The organism is Nocardia sp. IBHARD005, from assembly GCF_052814245.1.
Map to the genome: position 1 here is coordinate 2,003,675 of NZ_CP199935.1, position 14,405 is coordinate 2,018,079.

Annotated in this window: 14 protein-coding genes, 1 pseudogene and 1 riboswitch; of the genes and pseudogenes, 8 read left to right on the plus strand and 7 right to left on the minus strand. The window is 66.5% G+C overall.

What is annotated here, in order from left to right:
- Positions 1 to 14 precede the first annotated feature (14 nt).
- Complete coding sequence (locus ACTWPB_RS09425) at positions 15 to 1,151, minus strand: epoxide hydrolase family protein (protein WP_446225284.1); 1,137 nt, start codon at positions 1,149 to 1,151, stop codon at positions 15 to 17.
- A gap of 89 nt (positions 1,152 to 1,240) precedes the next feature.
- Between ACTWPB_RS09425 and ACTWPB_RS09430 the strand changes: the two genes are divergently transcribed.
- From ACTWPB_RS09430 to ACTWPB_RS09465, 8 genes and pseudogenes are all read left to right on the plus strand, one after another.
- Positions 1,241 to 1,888, plus strand: a complete 648-nt coding sequence (locus ACTWPB_RS09430; RefSeq protein WP_446225285.1) for a TetR/AcrR family transcriptional regulator — start codon at positions 1,241 to 1,243, stop codon at positions 1,886 to 1,888.
- Between the two features lie 126 nt (positions 1,889 to 2,014).
- Positions 2,015 to 2,437 carry a VOC family protein gene (locus ACTWPB_RS09435; protein WP_446225286.1) on the plus strand — a complete coding sequence of 141 codons (423 nt, stop codon included), beginning with the start codon at positions 2,015 to 2,017 and terminating at the stop codon, positions 2,435 to 2,437.
- A gap of 45 nt (positions 2,438 to 2,482) precedes the next feature.
- Positions 2,483 to 2,959: pseudogene (locus tag ACTWPB_RS09440) on the plus strand (ABC transporter permease); the annotation flags it as partial.
- A gap of 259 nt (positions 2,960 to 3,218) precedes the next feature.
- A complete protein-coding gene (locus tag ACTWPB_RS09445) occupies positions 3,219 to 3,404 on the plus strand; it encodes a hypothetical protein (RefSeq protein ID WP_446226572.1) in 186 nt (61 codons plus the stop codon).
- A 474-nt stretch (positions 3,405 to 3,878) separates the two neighbouring features.
- Positions 3,879 to 4,721: a DUF559 domain-containing protein gene (locus ACTWPB_RS09450; RefSeq protein ID WP_446225287.1), complete on the plus strand. Its 843-nt coding sequence runs from the start codon at positions 3,879 to 3,881 to the stop codon at positions 4,719 to 4,721.
- Between the two features lie 143 nt (positions 4,722 to 4,864).
- Positions 4,865 to 5,296, plus strand: a complete 432-nt coding sequence (locus ACTWPB_RS09455; RefSeq protein ID WP_446225288.1) for an SRPBCC domain-containing protein — start codon at positions 4,865 to 4,867, stop codon at positions 5,294 to 5,296.
- On the plus strand, positions 5,286 to 5,615 hold the full coding sequence (locus ACTWPB_RS09460; protein ID WP_446225289.1) for an ArsR/SmtB family transcription factor: 330 nt from the start codon (positions 5,286 to 5,288) through the stop codon (positions 5,613 to 5,615). The genes ACTWPB_RS09455 and ACTWPB_RS09460 overlap by 11 nt, the downstream gene beginning before the upstream one ends.
- A 15-nt stretch (positions 5,616 to 5,630) precedes the next feature.
- Entirely contained in the window at positions 5,631 to 6,137 is a 507-nt protein-coding gene (locus ACTWPB_RS09465) for an SRPBCC family protein (protein WP_446225290.1), read from the plus strand.
- Here ACTWPB_RS09465 and ACTWPB_RS09470 read toward each other — a convergent pair.
- The 6 genes from ACTWPB_RS09470 to ACTWPB_RS09495 form a co-directional block, all read right to left on the minus strand.
- Positions 6,134 to 6,925, minus strand: coding sequence for a thioesterase family protein (locus ACTWPB_RS09470; RefSeq protein ID WP_446225291.1), 792 nt, complete (start codon positions 6,923 to 6,925; stop codon positions 6,134 to 6,136). The genes ACTWPB_RS09465 and ACTWPB_RS09470 overlap by 4 nt on opposite strands.
- A 375-nt stretch (positions 6,926 to 7,300) precedes the next feature.
- The gene (locus ACTWPB_RS09475) at positions 7,301 to 7,495 is read right to left on the minus strand and encodes a hypothetical protein (RefSeq protein ID WP_446225292.1); all 195 of its coding nucleotides are present in this window, start codon (positions 7,493 to 7,495) and stop codon (positions 7,301 to 7,303) included.
- A 235-nt stretch (positions 7,496 to 7,730) separates the two neighbouring features.
- A complete protein-coding gene (thiC, locus tag ACTWPB_RS09480) occupies positions 7,731 to 9,374 on the minus strand; it encodes a phosphomethylpyrimidine synthase ThiC (RefSeq protein WP_446225293.1) in 1,644 nt (547 codons plus the stop codon).
- Positions 9,367 to 9,491, minus strand: a riboswitch (TPP riboswitch). (Overlaps the previous gene by 8 nt.)
- Positions 9,492 to 9,565: 74 nt before the next feature.
- On the minus strand, positions 9,566 to 11,824 hold the full coding sequence (locus ACTWPB_RS09485; RefSeq protein ID WP_446225294.1) for an MMPL family transporter: 2,259 nt from the start codon (positions 11,822 to 11,824) through the stop codon (positions 9,566 to 9,568).
- A gap of 132 nt (positions 11,825 to 11,956) precedes the next feature.
- Entirely contained in the window at positions 11,957 to 13,135 is a 1,179-nt protein-coding gene (gene fahA / locus ACTWPB_RS09490; RefSeq protein ID WP_446225295.1) for a fumarylacetoacetase, read from the minus strand.
- Positions 13,132 to 14,334, minus strand: a complete 1,203-nt coding sequence (locus ACTWPB_RS09495) for a homogentisate 1,2-dioxygenase (RefSeq protein WP_446225296.1) — start codon at positions 14,332 to 14,334, stop codon at positions 13,132 to 13,134. Before ACTWPB_RS09495 ends, fahA begins: the two co-directional genes overlap by 4 nt.
- Positions 14,335 to 14,405: the final 71 nt, after the last annotated feature.

Here is a 14,405-nt window from a genome sequence, read left to right on the forward strand (position 1 = left end):
GGCACCTGATCGAATCAGGCGAGCCCGGCGAAGAACTCGCGGATGTCGCCGACCAGCACCTCGGGTGCCTCGTGCGCGGCGTAGTGCCCGGCCGCGTCGTTCGCGCCGCCCTTGCCCGTGCTGGTGTCGTAGGAATTCCAGCTCACGATCTTGCTGTGGTCGCGCTCGGCGAACCGGCGGATCGACTGGAAATCGCCGGCGAACATCGCCAGCCCCGTCGGGACCGTGGTCGGCTCGGTCGGTTGCTCGCCCGCGTGCGCGTCCTCGTAGTAGAAGCGCAGCGACGATCCGGCCGTCCCGGTGAGCCAGTACAGCGCCACATTCGCGATCACGAACCGCGCGTCGAGCGATTCGCCGAACAGCTGCGCGTTCCAGCCGAGCAGGCCAACCGGGGAATCGGCCAGCGCGTAGGCCAAGGTCTGTGGCTGCTGGCTGTGCAGGGTGTTGAAGGCCATCTTGTTCTCGTGGAACCACTGAAGATGGTGCAGCGCGGCCATATCCGCCTCGGACAGGCCCTCGAACTCGGCCGGGTCGCCGGAGGGGAACGAGAACAGCTGGGTGACGTGCACGCCGATCACGTTGCCGGGCGCGATCCGGCCGATTTCGGGCGAGACCATCGAGCCGCCGTCGTTGCCGATGGCGCCGTAGCGCTGGTAGCCGAGGCGATCCATCAGCTCGGCCCAGGCGCGGGCGGTGCGGTAGCGGTTCCAGCCGGTACTGCGGGTGGGGCCGGAGAAGCCGAAACCGGGCAGCGACGGGATGACCAGGTGGAAGGCGGGCTGATCGGCCGATGCCGGCTCGGTGAGCGGCGCGATCACGTCGAGGTATTCGAGGACCGAACCGGGCCAGCCGTGGGTGAGGATCACCGGCGTCGCATCGGCGCGCGAGGAGCGGATGTGCAGGAAGTGGATGTCCTCGCCGTCGATCTCGGTGGTGAACTGTGGGTAGGCATTGAGCTCGGATTCCACTGCGCGCCAATCGAACTCTTCGAGCCAGTAGTCGGCGAGGGTCTTGACCCGACCGGCGGGCACGCCGTACGCGTCGCCGGCGCCGGGCAGCTCGTCCGGGTAGAGGGCGCCACGCAGGCGGTTGGCGAGATCGTCGAGCCGAGCCTGCGGAACTTCGATCTGGAACGGGGTGATGGTGGCCATGTCGACTCCTCCTACTGAAACGGAATGTTTCGTTCTGTTCCAAATGTAGCAGAACGGATCATTCCGTTTCAAGTGGTAGGCTGATATTCATGGCAAAGCAGACCGAAACCGCAGATCAGCCGCGCTTGCCCGGCCGCAAGGCGCAGGCCGCGCGCAACGACGGACTGATCCTCGATGCCGCCCGCGCGGTGTTCCTCGACGATCCGAACGCGCCGATCGCCGCCGTCGCGGAACGCGCGGGGGTCGGGATCAGCGCGCTCTATCGGCGTTATCCGAGCAAGGAGGTGCTGTTGCGCACGCTCTGCCACGAAGGGCTGCGCCGGTTCAACGCGGAAGCCGATGCGGCGCTGGCAGATTCGGATGGTTGGCGGGGATTCGTCGGATTTCTGGAACGGGTCGTCGAGGCCGACGTGCACTCACTCACCGTGCGGCTGGCAGGCACCTTCACCCCCGACGAGTCGATGCTGCCTGACGTCATGCACTCGGGCGAGGTCGGTGCGGAGCTGGTCCGCCGTGCGCACGCGAGCGGCCGGCTGCGGCCCGACGTCGACGCACTCGACCTGGGCCTGATCCTCGAGGCCTGCTCGGCCATCGCCATGCCGAACCCGGTGCGCACTGCCGAACTGCGCCAACGGGTTCTCGCATTGATGGTGGACGGGTTGACCTTCGCGGGGCAGCTGCCGGGCCCGCCTCCTGCTACCGGTGAATTCGCCTGGCGCTGGGAACGTAAGTCCTGACCGCTATCGGGGTTGCCCGACCCGGGCTGTGCACGCCGGGCAGCGACACATCAGGAATACCGGGCCGGGCTGTGTACGGGCTGGCAGACTTGGTACCTCACCCGGACTACAACGCGGAGGCGCGTAGTGAACTGGACTCTGGAAGTTGTGATCGTCCCGGTTTCCGATATCGACCGGGCCAAGGATTTCTACGCCACCCAGCTCGGCTTCGCCGTCGACCACGACACGGTGATCTCCGACGACGTGCGCATCGTGCAACTCACCCCACCCGGCTCTGGCTGCTCGATCGTCATCGGCAAGGGTGCCGTGCCGCAGATGCCGCCCGGCTCGCTCAAGGGCCTGCAACTCGTGGTCTCTGATATCGAGCAGGCGCACGCGGAGCTGGTGGCGCGGGGGGTCGAGGTCAGCGAGGTGCAGGAGCTCGGCAAGAATCCGCGGCCTGTCCCGCATCCGCTCGACAATGTCGGCTTCGTCTTCTTCAGCGACCCCGACGGCAATAGCTGGTCGGTACAGCAGATCTCCAGCAGAGCCGACAAATCCTCTAGCTGATTCGAACCCTGTTGGTATACCGCTTCGGGCGGGCACCATGCTCGCATGCTGTTGGAGAGGCCCACCGAAACCGGCGAGCGACGGATCCCGCTGTACCGCCGCCCCGGGTTCCTTCGTGCGCTCTCGCCGATCGCCGTGTTGCTCATCTGGCAGCTCGCCAGCGCCAGCGGCTCGATCCCCGCCAAGAAGCTCCCCGCGCCGTCCGCGGTGCTGGACGCGGGCCTGCAAACCTACCGATCCGGCCAGCTCACCGAGGCCCTGCTGGTGTCAGGCCAGCGCGCGCTGTACGGCTTCGCGCTGGGTGCGGTGCTCGCGCTGGTGCTCGGTGTGCTCGCCGGCCTGAGCAAGATCGGTGAGTACGCGGTCGACCCGCCGCTGCAGATGATCCGCACCATCCCGCTGTTCGGCCTGATCCCGCTGTTCATCATCTGGTTCGGCATCGGCGAGGAACCCAAGGTCTACCTGATCGCGCTCGGCGTGTTCTTCCCGCCGTATCTCAATACCTTCTCGGGCATCCGCCAGCTGGACCCGAAACTGCTCGAACTCGGCAGCGCCCTGCATCTGGGACCCCTACACCGCCATCGCCGAAAAGGAGATCGGCGCCAAGTCGATCGCCACCGCCGACCAGGCCGCCAACGGCTACAACTTCTGGGTCGCGGGCACCAAGACCGTCGCCGACGCGGGCAAATCCGCTGCGCTGGCCGACTTCTTCCAGCGCTACGCCGCCGCCACCAAGTGGTCCTCGGACAACCTCGACACCTGGTCGACCGAATACGCCGAATTGACCCAGATCAGCGTCGACGCCTCCCGCACCACCTGGACCCGCTCGATCAAGGAACCGATCAAGCTCTCCGACCAGGTCATCGCCTCCGAACAGGAGATCGCCGACGCCTTCACCAAGGCCAAGGCCATCCCCGGCAAGGTCGACTTCAAGTCCTACGTCGACACCCGCTTCGATAACGCGTAGTCCGCACCGGCAGACCACCGCGGCGCCCTCGATCCTCGACTCCGTCGGCACGACCACCTGAAAGCCACCGACCATGCCTTCACCACCACGTCCTACATCTCCGCCGCTGGCATAGCCATCGTCGCCGTCCGAATGGTCCCAAAGGCTTCCACATCACCCGGTCGCCACTGACCCGGCCACCACACCCCGACGCTCGCCTGGCGTAATCGTGCAATCGGGCGCCACACAATCAGAAAACTGATTCTCGAGCGCCGTTTTGCACGCTCACTCCAGGCGGGTACAACGGGTAGAACCGGCCTAGCGCGCCGCTGGCTGCTACTGCGGATCGGGTGAGCTGCACGGCGGCCGGTCACCACGCCGAACCGGCGGGCCGCGTCCAAGTACGAAGCGGACAGTTATCCACAACCCGCGTGTTGTCCACAGGGGGCGGTTGAGCGGAACTTTCTGTGTCGGCGTCCGCGCAGAATGCCAGGCATGGACAGAGTCGTCACCCGCGCGCAGCTGCTCGCCGAGGGCGTTGCCTCGAGCACGATCGGTGACCGCTGTCGCCGCGGCAGATACGTCCGCTTGCTACCGGAGGTGTACTGCGAGGGTGCGCCGACAGCATTGGCACGATGCGCCGCGATTGTCGAATGGTTACCTGACGCGCATCTCAGTCACCGAACGGCGGCCTGGCTGCGGGCGATGCTGCCCGAGCCGCAGGCGTTCGAGGCGACCGTACCGACCGGACGCTACCGCAAGACCCCGGCGTGGTTGCGGCTCTACCGGCGCGATCTGCCCGCAGACGCGTTGGACGACCTGGCCCAACTGCCCATGACCACCGCGGCGCAAACGGTACTCGACTGTCTGCCCACCTTGCCCGCACAAGATGCGGACCTGCTGATCGACGAACAACTGTGCCGCACCGTCGACCCGGTCGAGTTGTCCAGCCTGTGCGAAACCGGCCGACACGGCGTCCCCGCGCTTCGACGGCAGTTGCGGCACGCTGCGCTGCGGCCGATGTCGGAGCCCGAGCGGTTGTTCGCCCGTGCGCTAGCGCGGCGGAACCTGCACCTGGCAGCCAATGAACCGGTCGGCCCTTTCACCTGCGACTTCGTCGATCATCGCAGCCGCACCGTGGTGGAGATCGACGGCTGGGAATTCCACCACGACCGCGTGAATTTCCGCCGCGACCGGCGTCGGCAGAACTGGCTGGTGATCCACCACTGGTTCGTGCTGCGCTACTCGGCGCACGATGTCCTACGCAACCTCGACGAGTGCGCCGACGAGGCGGCGGAAGTAGTGCGCCGCAGACGTTTCGGACGTGGACTGGCGTAATCGTGCAATTCGACGGCTTCCAGTCAGAAAACTGACTGGAACGCGGCCGATTGCACGATTACGCCGGATCAACCCTTGACGCAACCGAATGGTTGCAATACTCTGAGTTGCAACCATTCAGTTGCAACTCTCTAGGAGGCATCATGGGATTCCCTGATCAGATCGTGCGGACCGTCGAGTTCGCGCATCCGCAGGAGAAGGTGTGGGCGGCGATCACCACTGCTGAAGGGCTCGCGAGCTGGTTCGGCAATACCGCCGAGATCGACCTGCGGCCGGGCGGGGCTATGCGGATGACCTGGAAGGAAGGATTCGCGGCCGACATTCGAGTCGAGCGGGTCGAGGCGCCATCGGTATTCGGCTACACCTGGCCGATCAATGGACTGCCCGACGATGACCCGCGGCGCACCTACGTCGAGTTCACCCTCGAGCCCGCGGGCGAGGGCACCCGGCTGACCGTCGTCGAGACCGGGTTCGCCCAGCTGCCCGACAGCGCCCACAAAGAGGCGTTCGAAGGCAATATCGGTGGCTGGAAGAGCGAACTGGGTGAGCTGGCCGAGTACCTCGATGCGGCCTGAGTTAGAGGCGACCGCCGAACGAGTCTTCGTCGCACTGGCGGATCCGAGCAGGCGAGCGGTGCTGGCCACCCTCGCCGCCGACGGACCCGCCACCGCGACCGACCTCGCCGATCGCCTGCCCATCACCAGGCAGGCGATCGCCAAACACCTTGCCCTGCTGGCAGATGCGGGTCTGGTGATCGCGGAACCGGGGGAGCGGCGCCGAGTGCGCTATCGCCTCGACTCCGCTCCCATGCAAGTGGCCCAGCAGTTTCTGGCCGCCATGGCCAGCGACTGGGACGGCCGCTTCGACGCCCTCCGGAAGCATCTGGACGGCTGAACCGAAGGAAAAGCAATGAGCGACAACAACTTCACCGCGACTACCACCGTCGACGCCACCCCGCAGGCAGCGTTCGCGGCGATCAACAACGTTCGCGGCTGGTGGAATGAAACCATCGAAGGCGCCACGGGCGCCGTCGGTGACAGCTATCACTTCGAGGTACCCGGCGCCCACCGCTGCACCATGACCACCACCGAGTCGATCCCCGGCAAGCGCCTGGTCTGGCATGTCACCGACGCCTACATTTCCTTCATCGCCGACACCACCGAATGGGAGGGCACCGACGTGGTTTTCGACCTCACCGAACGCGACGGTGGCACCGAAATCCGTTTCACCCATGTGGGTTTGCGGCCCGCCGACGAATGCTACGAAGTGTGCGCCAACGCTTGGGGCGGCTACATCACCAAGAGCCTGTACGAGCTGATCACCACGGGCACCGGTGACCCGTTCCGCACCGACAGCACCTTCGATTCCGAACTGCTCGAGCACGGCAACACCGACTTGGTGAAGCCGCGTCCCTAGCGCGGCGCCAGCAGCAACGTTTGGGTGCTGCGACCCAACGGCCCGGTCTCGTCGAACAGCGCGGATTCGGCGAGGCCGATGCCGTGCGGCTGGGGATGGGTGACCGCGTCAAGGCACACCCACTCACCGACCGGCTGACGATGCAGGGTGACGGTGAGGTCGGTATTGATGAACAGGTACTTCGACCAGTCGAGGACGGCGCTGACGCCGTTGCCGGAATCGGCGGCGGCCAGTGTGCGTTCCAGCGGACTCGGGGTGGTGCCCGAGACGATCGGGTACTTCAACCGGATCCAGCACACGGCGGGACCGGGCGCGGCGAAAGAGCCTGTGGTGAAACGGTATTCGATGCCGGTGTGGAAACCGATCTCCTGCTCGGACGCAAACGCCTCCGGCTCGGTCGCGGCGGGTAGCGGCCTGGTACCGGTCGGCAGGAACTCCGCGGGCAGATCCAGCGCGGGCTCGGCGAGCTTGAGCCGCCACGCGTTGGCCTGCATCACCGGCCCGCGCTCCGTGGACAGGGTCGCCTCGATCAGTTCGACACTGCGCCCCGACCGCACCACCTTCGCCTGCGCGGTCAGCGGAGCCAGCGGCACCGGCCCGAGAATCTCGACGGCGACCCGCCCGACCTGGAATCCCGCCCGCGGCTCACATCGCTCGATCACATGCCCGAGCAGCGCCGATGGCGGTCCGGCGTGTTGGGCGTCCGGCGACCAAGGGCCCCTGGTCAGCTCGGTCGAGAGATACCGGTTCGGGTCCGCGGGGTCCTGGAGATAGAAAGCATCGGCCACCTAGCCGACGTTACCCCGCGCCACGATCCTGGTCTGTTGCGGTGATGCGCGCGGCCCGGAGGCTCCACCGATCGCCACCATGACCGCCGCATCGGTCAGGGTGCTGCGGTGGGCGACGTCGGCCCGAAATCGCCACCATGACCGCCGCATCGGTCAGGGTGCTGCGGTGGGCGACGTCGGCCCGAAATCGCCACCATGACCGCCGCATAGGTCAGGTTGCCGCGGTGGGCGACGTCGGCCCGAAATCGCCACCATGACCGCCGCATCGGTCAGGGTGCTGCGGTGGGCGACGTCGGCCCCCCAATTCGATTGCGGAGCTGCTGTTCGCGCGACGTAAGCGTGACCCGCCAGCCGGGTCGCGCCCGTCTGGTCGGCCTAGGCGCTGCCCGTGTAGAGGGCTGTGAACAGGTCGAACAGTGGGCGCCAGACACACGGGCTGGTGTCGGAGGGGCAGCCGATGGACGAAGACCCGGAGTCGGCGACCGGGAGCGGCGCGGCCTGGGCGGTGCCGAGGGGGGCGGCGAGGGACAGGGCGGCGGCCGCGAGGGCTCCGGCGACGATGCGCTTCATTGATTCACTCCAGTACTCGGCGTGCCGGCGGTCGGCACGACCGTCAGCGTGACCGATCGGCGCAGCGAGCGAAAGCCCCGAAATCCAGGGTTGCGTCCAGAAAGGTGCGGGTGCTGATCGGACCCGGCATCCTGGGCTTGCTGCCGGTATCGCATTCGCGGCACCATGCGCGTGCGCACAGTACGACGCCCGCCCGATCACGGAGATCGGACGGGCGTCGACGGTGGTGCAGCAGTCAGGAGACGACCGGGAGGTACACCTTGCCGCCCTGGTCGGCGAACTCGGCGGACTTCTCGGCCATGCCCGCCTCGATGGCGGCCACATCGGTGAGACCCTGCTTCTCCGCGTACTCGCGCACATCGGCCGAGATGCGCATCGAGCAGAACTTCGGACCGCACATCGAGCAGAAGTGGGCGGTCTTGGCAGGCTCGGCCGGCAGCGTTTCGTCGTGGTACTCGCGGGCCGTATCAGGGTCGAGCGAGAGCGCGAACTGGTCGTGCCAGCGGAATTCGAAACGGGCCTTGGACAGTTCGTTGTCGCGGTCCTGGGCGTGCGGGTGACCCTTGGCGAGGTCGGCGGCGTGGGCGGCGATCTTGTAGGTGATCACGCCGACCTTGACGTCGTCGCGGTTGGGCAGGCCGAGATGTTCCTTCGGCGTGACGTAGCAGAGCATCGCGGTGCCTGCCTGGGCGATGATCGCAGCGCCGATTGCCGAGGTGATGTGGTCGTAGGCGGGCGCGATATCGGTGGCCAGCGGGCCGAGGGTGTAGAACGGCGCCTCTTCGCAGAGCTCTTCCTCGAGGCGAACGTTCTCGACGATCTTGTGCATCGGCACGTGGCCGGGGCCCTCGATCATCACCTGCACGCCATAGGATTTCGCGATCGTGGTGAGCTCGCCGAGGGTGCGCAGCTCGGCGAACTGGGCCTCGTCGTTGGCGTCGGCGATGGAGCCGGGGCGCAGGCCGTCACCGAGGGAGAAGGTCACGTCGTACTTCGCCAGGATCTCGCACAGCTCACGGAAGTGCGTGTACAGGAACGATTCCTGGTGATGGGCCAAACACCAAGCGGCCATGATGGATCCACCGCGCGAGACGATGCCGGTGACGCGCTTGGCCGTCAGCGGGATGTAGCGCAACAGCACGCCCGCGTGCACGGTCATGTAGTCGACACCCTGCTCGCACTGCTCGATCACGGTGTCGCGGTACATCTCCCAGGTGAGCTTGGTGGGATCACCGTTCACCTTCTCCAGCGCCTGGTAGATCGGGACGGTGCCGATCGGGACCGGGGAGTTGCGCAGGATCCACTCGCGGGTTTCGTGAATGTTCTTGCCGGTGGACAGGTCCATGATGGTGTCGGCGCCCCAGCGCGCGGCCCACACCATCTTCTCGACCTCTTCGGCGATCGACGACGACACCGCCGAGTTGCCGATATTGGCATTGATCTTGACCAGGAACTTCTTGCCGATGATGGTCGGCTCCAGCTCCGGGTGGTTGTGGTTGGCCGGGATCACCGCGCGACCGAGCGCGACCTCGTCACGCACCAGTTCGGGTGAGACACCCTCGCGGGCGGCGATGAACCGCATCTCGGGGGTGATGATGCCCTGGCGAGCCCAGGCGAGCTGGGTCGGCGGGCCGTCGACGGTGGGGGAGTCCCATTCGTCGCGCAGTTTCGGCAGGCCTGCTTCGAGGTCGATCACCGCGGTGTCGTCGGTGTACGGACCGGAGGTGTCGAAGACATCGAAGTGGTCGCCGTTGGTGAGGTTGATGCGGCGAACCGGGATGCGCAGGCCGTCTACCTCCTGGTAGTGCTTGACGCTGCCCTGGATCGGACCGGTGGTGACGGTGTCGATCGTCCCGTCAGAAGACGTGCTCGAGCCCATGATTCTTCCTCCCTACGCCGGCATTACCCGGTCAGGTTCATACGGTCGACGGCCCTGACGCCCGAGTGGGCTAGCCGTCCTCTCAGCCCGCTGGTGCGAGCCCCCGTTGGTGTGAATTGCCCCGCCGACGATACCCGCCGTGAATCGCGACCCGCCCGGGGATAGACCGGACCGATCGCGCGCGCGGGTCGCTACACCGACGCCGAGTCGAGCCGCTTCGATGCGTCGTGCGCGGCGTCCTCGGCCTCATCGAGCCCGAACTTGTTGTGCAGCACGACGAGGGGCTTGGGCGACCACCAGTTCCAGGTGCCCATCATCCGCATGAGCGCGGGGGCGAGCAGGCCGCGGATGACCGTCGCGTCGCTGATCACCGCGAGCGCGCAGCCGAGGCCGAACAGTTTCATCATCGACACACCCGAGGTGGCGACGCCGAGGAACACGATGCTCATCAGCAACGCGGCGGCGGTGAAAATGCGCCCGGTGCGGGCCACGCCCATCGCGACGGCCTCGGTATTGCCCTCGGTGGTCTTCGGCCCGGCCAGCCATTCCTCGCGAATCCGCGACAGCAGGAAGACCTCGTAGTCCATGGACGCGCCGAAGGCCAGGCTGAACATGAGGATGGGCATGGCCAGGTTGAGGGTGCCGGTGGCGGTGAAGCCGAGCAGGCCCGACAGGTGGCCTTCCTGGAAGATCCACACCATCGCGCCGAACGTCGCCGCCAGCGACAAGATGTTGAGGATCAGCGCCTTGATCGGCAACACCACGCTGCCGGTGAACAGGAACAGCAGCACCAGGGTGGTGATCGCGATCAGCGCGCCTGCCAGCGGCAGTTTGCCGGTGATCGCGGTGACCGAGTCCTGGTTCAGCGCCCCCGGGCCGGTGATCAGGGCCTTCGACGGTGCGGCGACGGTGCGCAGGGTGTCGAGTTGGTCGCCGCCCGCGGTGGAGTAGGGGTCGAGTGCGGTCGCGACCGACAGATAGGCGCCGTGCTGCGGGTCCGTCATCTCGGGCACGCCCGCGGCCACCCGCATCCCGTTGCGATACACCGCCGCGCTGCTGAGGACGGCCGGTACGTCGGGCACCTTGGACAGCTCGCGGGCGTAGGTGTCGATTTCCGCCGCGCTGCCACGGAATTCGGGCAGCACGATGGTCGCGCTGGAGGCGAGGTCGGCGTTGAATTCGGTGCGCAGGATGTCGCCCACTTCGCGACTGGCAACATCGGCCGGCAGCGCCCGGTCGTCGGGATAGCCGAACTGGACACCGAGGAACGGCGCGCCGAGCAGTAGGAGGAACGCGGTGGTGGCCAGCGCGATCGACATCGGCCGCTTCATCACGGCGATGACAAGGCGATACCAAGCCGTCTGACGCGGTTCCTTTTCCGTCCTGGGAGCCAGCCGGAACAGCCGGCGCATCGGTGCGCGCAGGTCGCCGGCATCGATGCGATGACCGACCAGGATGAGCAGGGCGGGCAGCACGATCACCGCGGCGGCCGCGGCGGCGGCGACCACGGCGATGCCCGCATAGGCGAAGGACCGGAAGAAGTACTGCGGGAACACCAGCAGTGCCGACAGCGAGAGCGCGACGACCAGTGCCGAGTACACGACCGTGCGACCAGCGGTGCGGATCGCGCGGATCACCGCCGCTGCCGGGGTAGCGCCCGCGGTCAATTCCTCGCGATACCGGCTGACGATGAACAGGCTGTAATCGATCGCCAACGCCAGTCCGAGTGCCGTGGTCATGTTCAGCGCGAAGATCGACACGTCGGTGAGAGCGGTCAGCACTCGCAGAATGCCCAGTGACGCCGCGATGGCGAACAGCCCGATCGCCACCGGCAGCGCGGCGGCCATGAGGCTGCCGAACACCAGCGCCAGCAGCAGACCGGTGATCGGGATCGCGATCGCCTCGGCGATGATCAGATCCTTGCTGATCTGGGTGTTGATGTCGCTGAAGGTCGCGGCGAGCCCACCGGCCTTGATCGTGACCGGACCGCTCTCGACCTGCAGTTCTTCGCTCAGCTTCGCCGCCCGAACGGGCAGTTCGGCGTCGTCGCCCTCGATATTGACCAGGATCAGCGCGTGCTTGCGGTCCTTGCTGAGCATTGCCTGTTTGAGATCGGGGCGCGCGGTCCAATACGACTGCACCTCGCCGCTCACCTCAGGATGTGACCTCAGCACGGCGAGCACGTGATCGGCGGCATCGCGGGCGGCGGTGGAGTTCGGCACGTCCTCGGCGGAGACAGTCAGGACGTAGTTGGGCTCGCTACCGGGGAAGTGGTCGCTCAGGTATTGGCTGGCCTGCACCGAATCGAGATCCTCGGTGACGAATCCGCCCGATTTCATGTGCGAGTGCGCGGTGGCGCCGATCACGCCACACAAGATCATCAGCAGCAGTGCGACCGCGACCACCAACCGTGGCCGGGCAACAGCGGTGCGGGCGATTCTCGTCAACATCGTCGGGCGACCTCTGTTCGGAAACGTTTCGAACTGTCACCGTATCCCGCGACCGAATCCGACCGATACCGCCTCGGGGTGGAGGAAGGTCGAGTACCATCTCCGCCCCTGGGTGGACGCCGCGGCGCACCGCTAGGGATAGGGGGCGCAGATTCGGCCACCGACCTCGCCGAGGCCGATCTGCCTTCCCTCGGTGCCCGGCGCGGTGGCGGTGATCCTCACTTCGTCGCCGTCGGCAAGGAAGGTGCGTTCCTGACCGCTCACGGTGATGGATTGTGTTCCGCCCCAGGATAATTCGATGAAGGAGCCGCGTTGCGACGGCTCCGGGCCGGAAATCGTGCCGGAGGCGTAGAGGTCACCGGGTCGGATCGAGGCGCCGTTGGCGGTGAGGTGGGCCAGCATCTGGGCGGGTGACCAGTACATGCGCGAGTAGGGCGGGTGCGCGACGACTTCGCCGTTCCAGGCGACCGTGAGGTCGATGTCGAGGCCGTAGTTGCCGGCGCCGCGCAGGTAGGGCAGCGGCTCGGGATCCTGTGCCGGCAGTGGCACCCGTGCCTGTGTCAGCGCGGAAAGGGGTGTGATCCAGGCCGACATCGACGTGGTGAACGACTTGCCGAGGAACGGGCCGAGCGGCTGATACTCCCAGGCCTGGATATCGCGCGCCGACCAGTCGTTGACCAGGGCGACGCCGAAGACGTGCTCGGTGAACTCGTCGACGGTGACCGGTGCCCCGAGAGTGGAGCCGGTACCGACGACGAAGCCCAATTCCGCCTCGATATCCAGCCGCTGCGATGGTCCGAAATCGGTTGTGCCGGAAGCTGTTCGGCGCTGACCCTGCGGCCTGATGACCGCCGTATCCGAGACGACGACGGTCCCCGCCCTGCCGTGATACCCCACCGGCAGGTGACGCCAATTCGGTAGCAGCGGTTCGCTATCCGGGCGGAAGAGTCTGCCGAGGTTGGTGGCGTGGTCGATGCTGGCGTAGAAGTCGACGTAATCGCCGATCCGCACCGGCAGCGCCATCCGCACCGAGGACACCGGGTGCACGGCATCGACGGGCAGCGCGGTGCCTGCGAGTTCGCGCAGCCTGTCGCGGACTTCGCGCCAGCGGCTGTGGCCCTGTGCGAGAAAGGCATTCAGATCGGGACGGGCGAACACCGAATCGTCGAGCAGCGCCGCCAGATCGAGCACCGAATCGCCCAATCGGGCACCGACCCGGAAGTCGCCGCCCGCCGGTGCGAAAACGCCGTAGGGCATGTTCTCCGCGCCGAACAGGGAATCGCCGGGGACCTCCACGCGCAGCACGCTCATCGCAGCCCCGGCCCGCGACCCGACCACGTCCACGCATAAGCCGGATCTTCGCAGGCCAGCGCGCCCTCGCCGAGTTGCAGCGGCCGGAACGTATCCACCATCACCGCCATTTCGTCGAAGAACTCCGCCCCGATACTGCGTTCGTAGGCACCGGGTTGCGGGCCGTGCGCATAACCACCCGGATGCACCGACACCGAACCCTGGGCGATGCCGGAACCCTTGCGCGCCTCATAGTTTCCGCCGCAATAGAACATGATCTCGTCGGAATCCACGTTGGAGTGGTAGTACGGCACCGGAATCGACAGCGGGTGATAGTCGACTTTGCGTGGCACGAAATTGCAGATGACGAAATTGGTGGCCTCGAAGGCCTGATGCACCGGCGGCGGCTGATGTACGCGGCCGGTCAGCGGTTCGAAATCGGCGATATCGAAGGTGTACGGGTACAGGCAGCCATCCCAGCCGACGACATCGAACGGATGCCTCGCGTACGTCATCCTGGTGCCGATCACCTCGTTGCCCGCCCGATGTTTGACCAGTACCTCCACGTCGGTGTCCTCGACGAGCAGCAATTCGAGTGGTCCGTGCAGATCCCGCTCGCAGTACGGCGAATTCTCCAGCAGCTGACCGAATTTCGAGAGATAGCGCTTGGGTGGGGTGATGTGGCTCGACGCCTCGATCACATACGCGCGCACCGGTTCCTCGCCCATCGGCAGCCAGCGGTGCGTTGTCGCCCGCGGCATCAGCACCTGGTCGCCCTGGCGAACCGGCAAGATCCCGAACACGCTCTCGACCACGGCCGCACCGGATTCCACGTACACCAGCTCGTCGCCGATGGCATTGCGGTACAGCGGCGACGCGCCCTTGGCGACCACGTACGAGATCCGCACATCGGCATTGGCCAGCAGCAACCTGCGCCCGGTCACCGGATCGGCCGTGGTGGCCGTATCGCCGGGGAACAGCAGCGGCAGCCGCAGATGCCGGTGGTGCAGTGGATGATTCGGCGTCAAGGTCTGGTCGGGCAGTTCCCAAACGGTCGCATCGACGATCGCGGGCGGCAAGCCGCGGTGATAGAGCAGCGAGGAGTCCCCGGCGAACCCCTCCTCGCCCATCAACTCTTCGTAATAGAGGTTGCCGCGCTCATCCCGATGCTGGGTGTGGCGCTTCGGCGGCACCGACCCGACACGGCGATAAAACGACATAAGGGACACCTCCCGCTACGTTGCAGGCTGGAACTTCCACCTCCAACGTACCGAGAACGCGCGCCGACCAC

Excerpts from the sequence above, each read along its gene's own strand:
- ACTWPB_RS09425 (WP_446225284.1), bottom strand. The coding sequence starts at position 1,151 with ATGGCCACCATCACCCCGTTCCAGATCGAAGTTCCGCAGGCTCGGCTC.
- ACTWPB_RS09430 (WP_446225285.1), top strand. The coding sequence starts at position 1,241 with ATGGCAAAGCAGACCGAAACCGCAGATCAGCCGCGCTTGCCCGGCCGC.
- ACTWPB_RS09450 (WP_446225287.1), top strand. The coding sequence starts at position 3,879 with ATGGACAGAGTCGTCACCCGCGCGCAGCTGCTCGCCGAGGGCGTTGCC.
- ACTWPB_RS09455 (WP_446225288.1), top strand. The coding sequence starts at position 4,865 with ATGGGATTCCCTGATCAGATCGTGCGGACCGTCGAGTTCGCGCATCCG.
- ACTWPB_RS09460 (WP_446225289.1), top strand. The coding sequence starts at position 5,286 with ATGCGGCCTGAGTTAGAGGCGACCGCCGAACGAGTCTTCGTCGCACTG.
- ACTWPB_RS09465 (WP_446225290.1), top strand. The coding sequence starts at position 5,631 with ATGAGCGACAACAACTTCACCGCGACTACCACCGTCGACGCCACCCCG.
- ACTWPB_RS09475 (WP_446225292.1), bottom strand. The coding sequence starts at position 7,495 with ATGAAGCGCATCGTCGCCGGAGCCCTCGCGGCCGCCGCCCTGTCCCTC.
- thiC (WP_446225293.1), bottom strand. The coding sequence starts at position 9,374 with ATGGGCTCGAGCACGTCTTCTGACGGGACGATCGACACCGTCACCACC.
- ACTWPB_RS09485 (WP_446225294.1), bottom strand. The coding sequence starts at position 11,824 with ATGTTGACGAGAATCGCCCGCACCGCTGTTGCCCGGCCACGGTTGGTG.
- fahA (WP_446225295.1), bottom strand. The coding sequence starts at position 13,135 with ATGAGCGTGCTGCGCGTGGAGGTCCCCGGCGATTCCCTGTTCGGCGCG.
- ACTWPB_RS09495 (WP_446225296.1), bottom strand. The coding sequence starts at position 14,334 with ATGTCGTTTTATCGCCGTGTCGGGTCGGTGCCGCCGAAGCGCCACACC.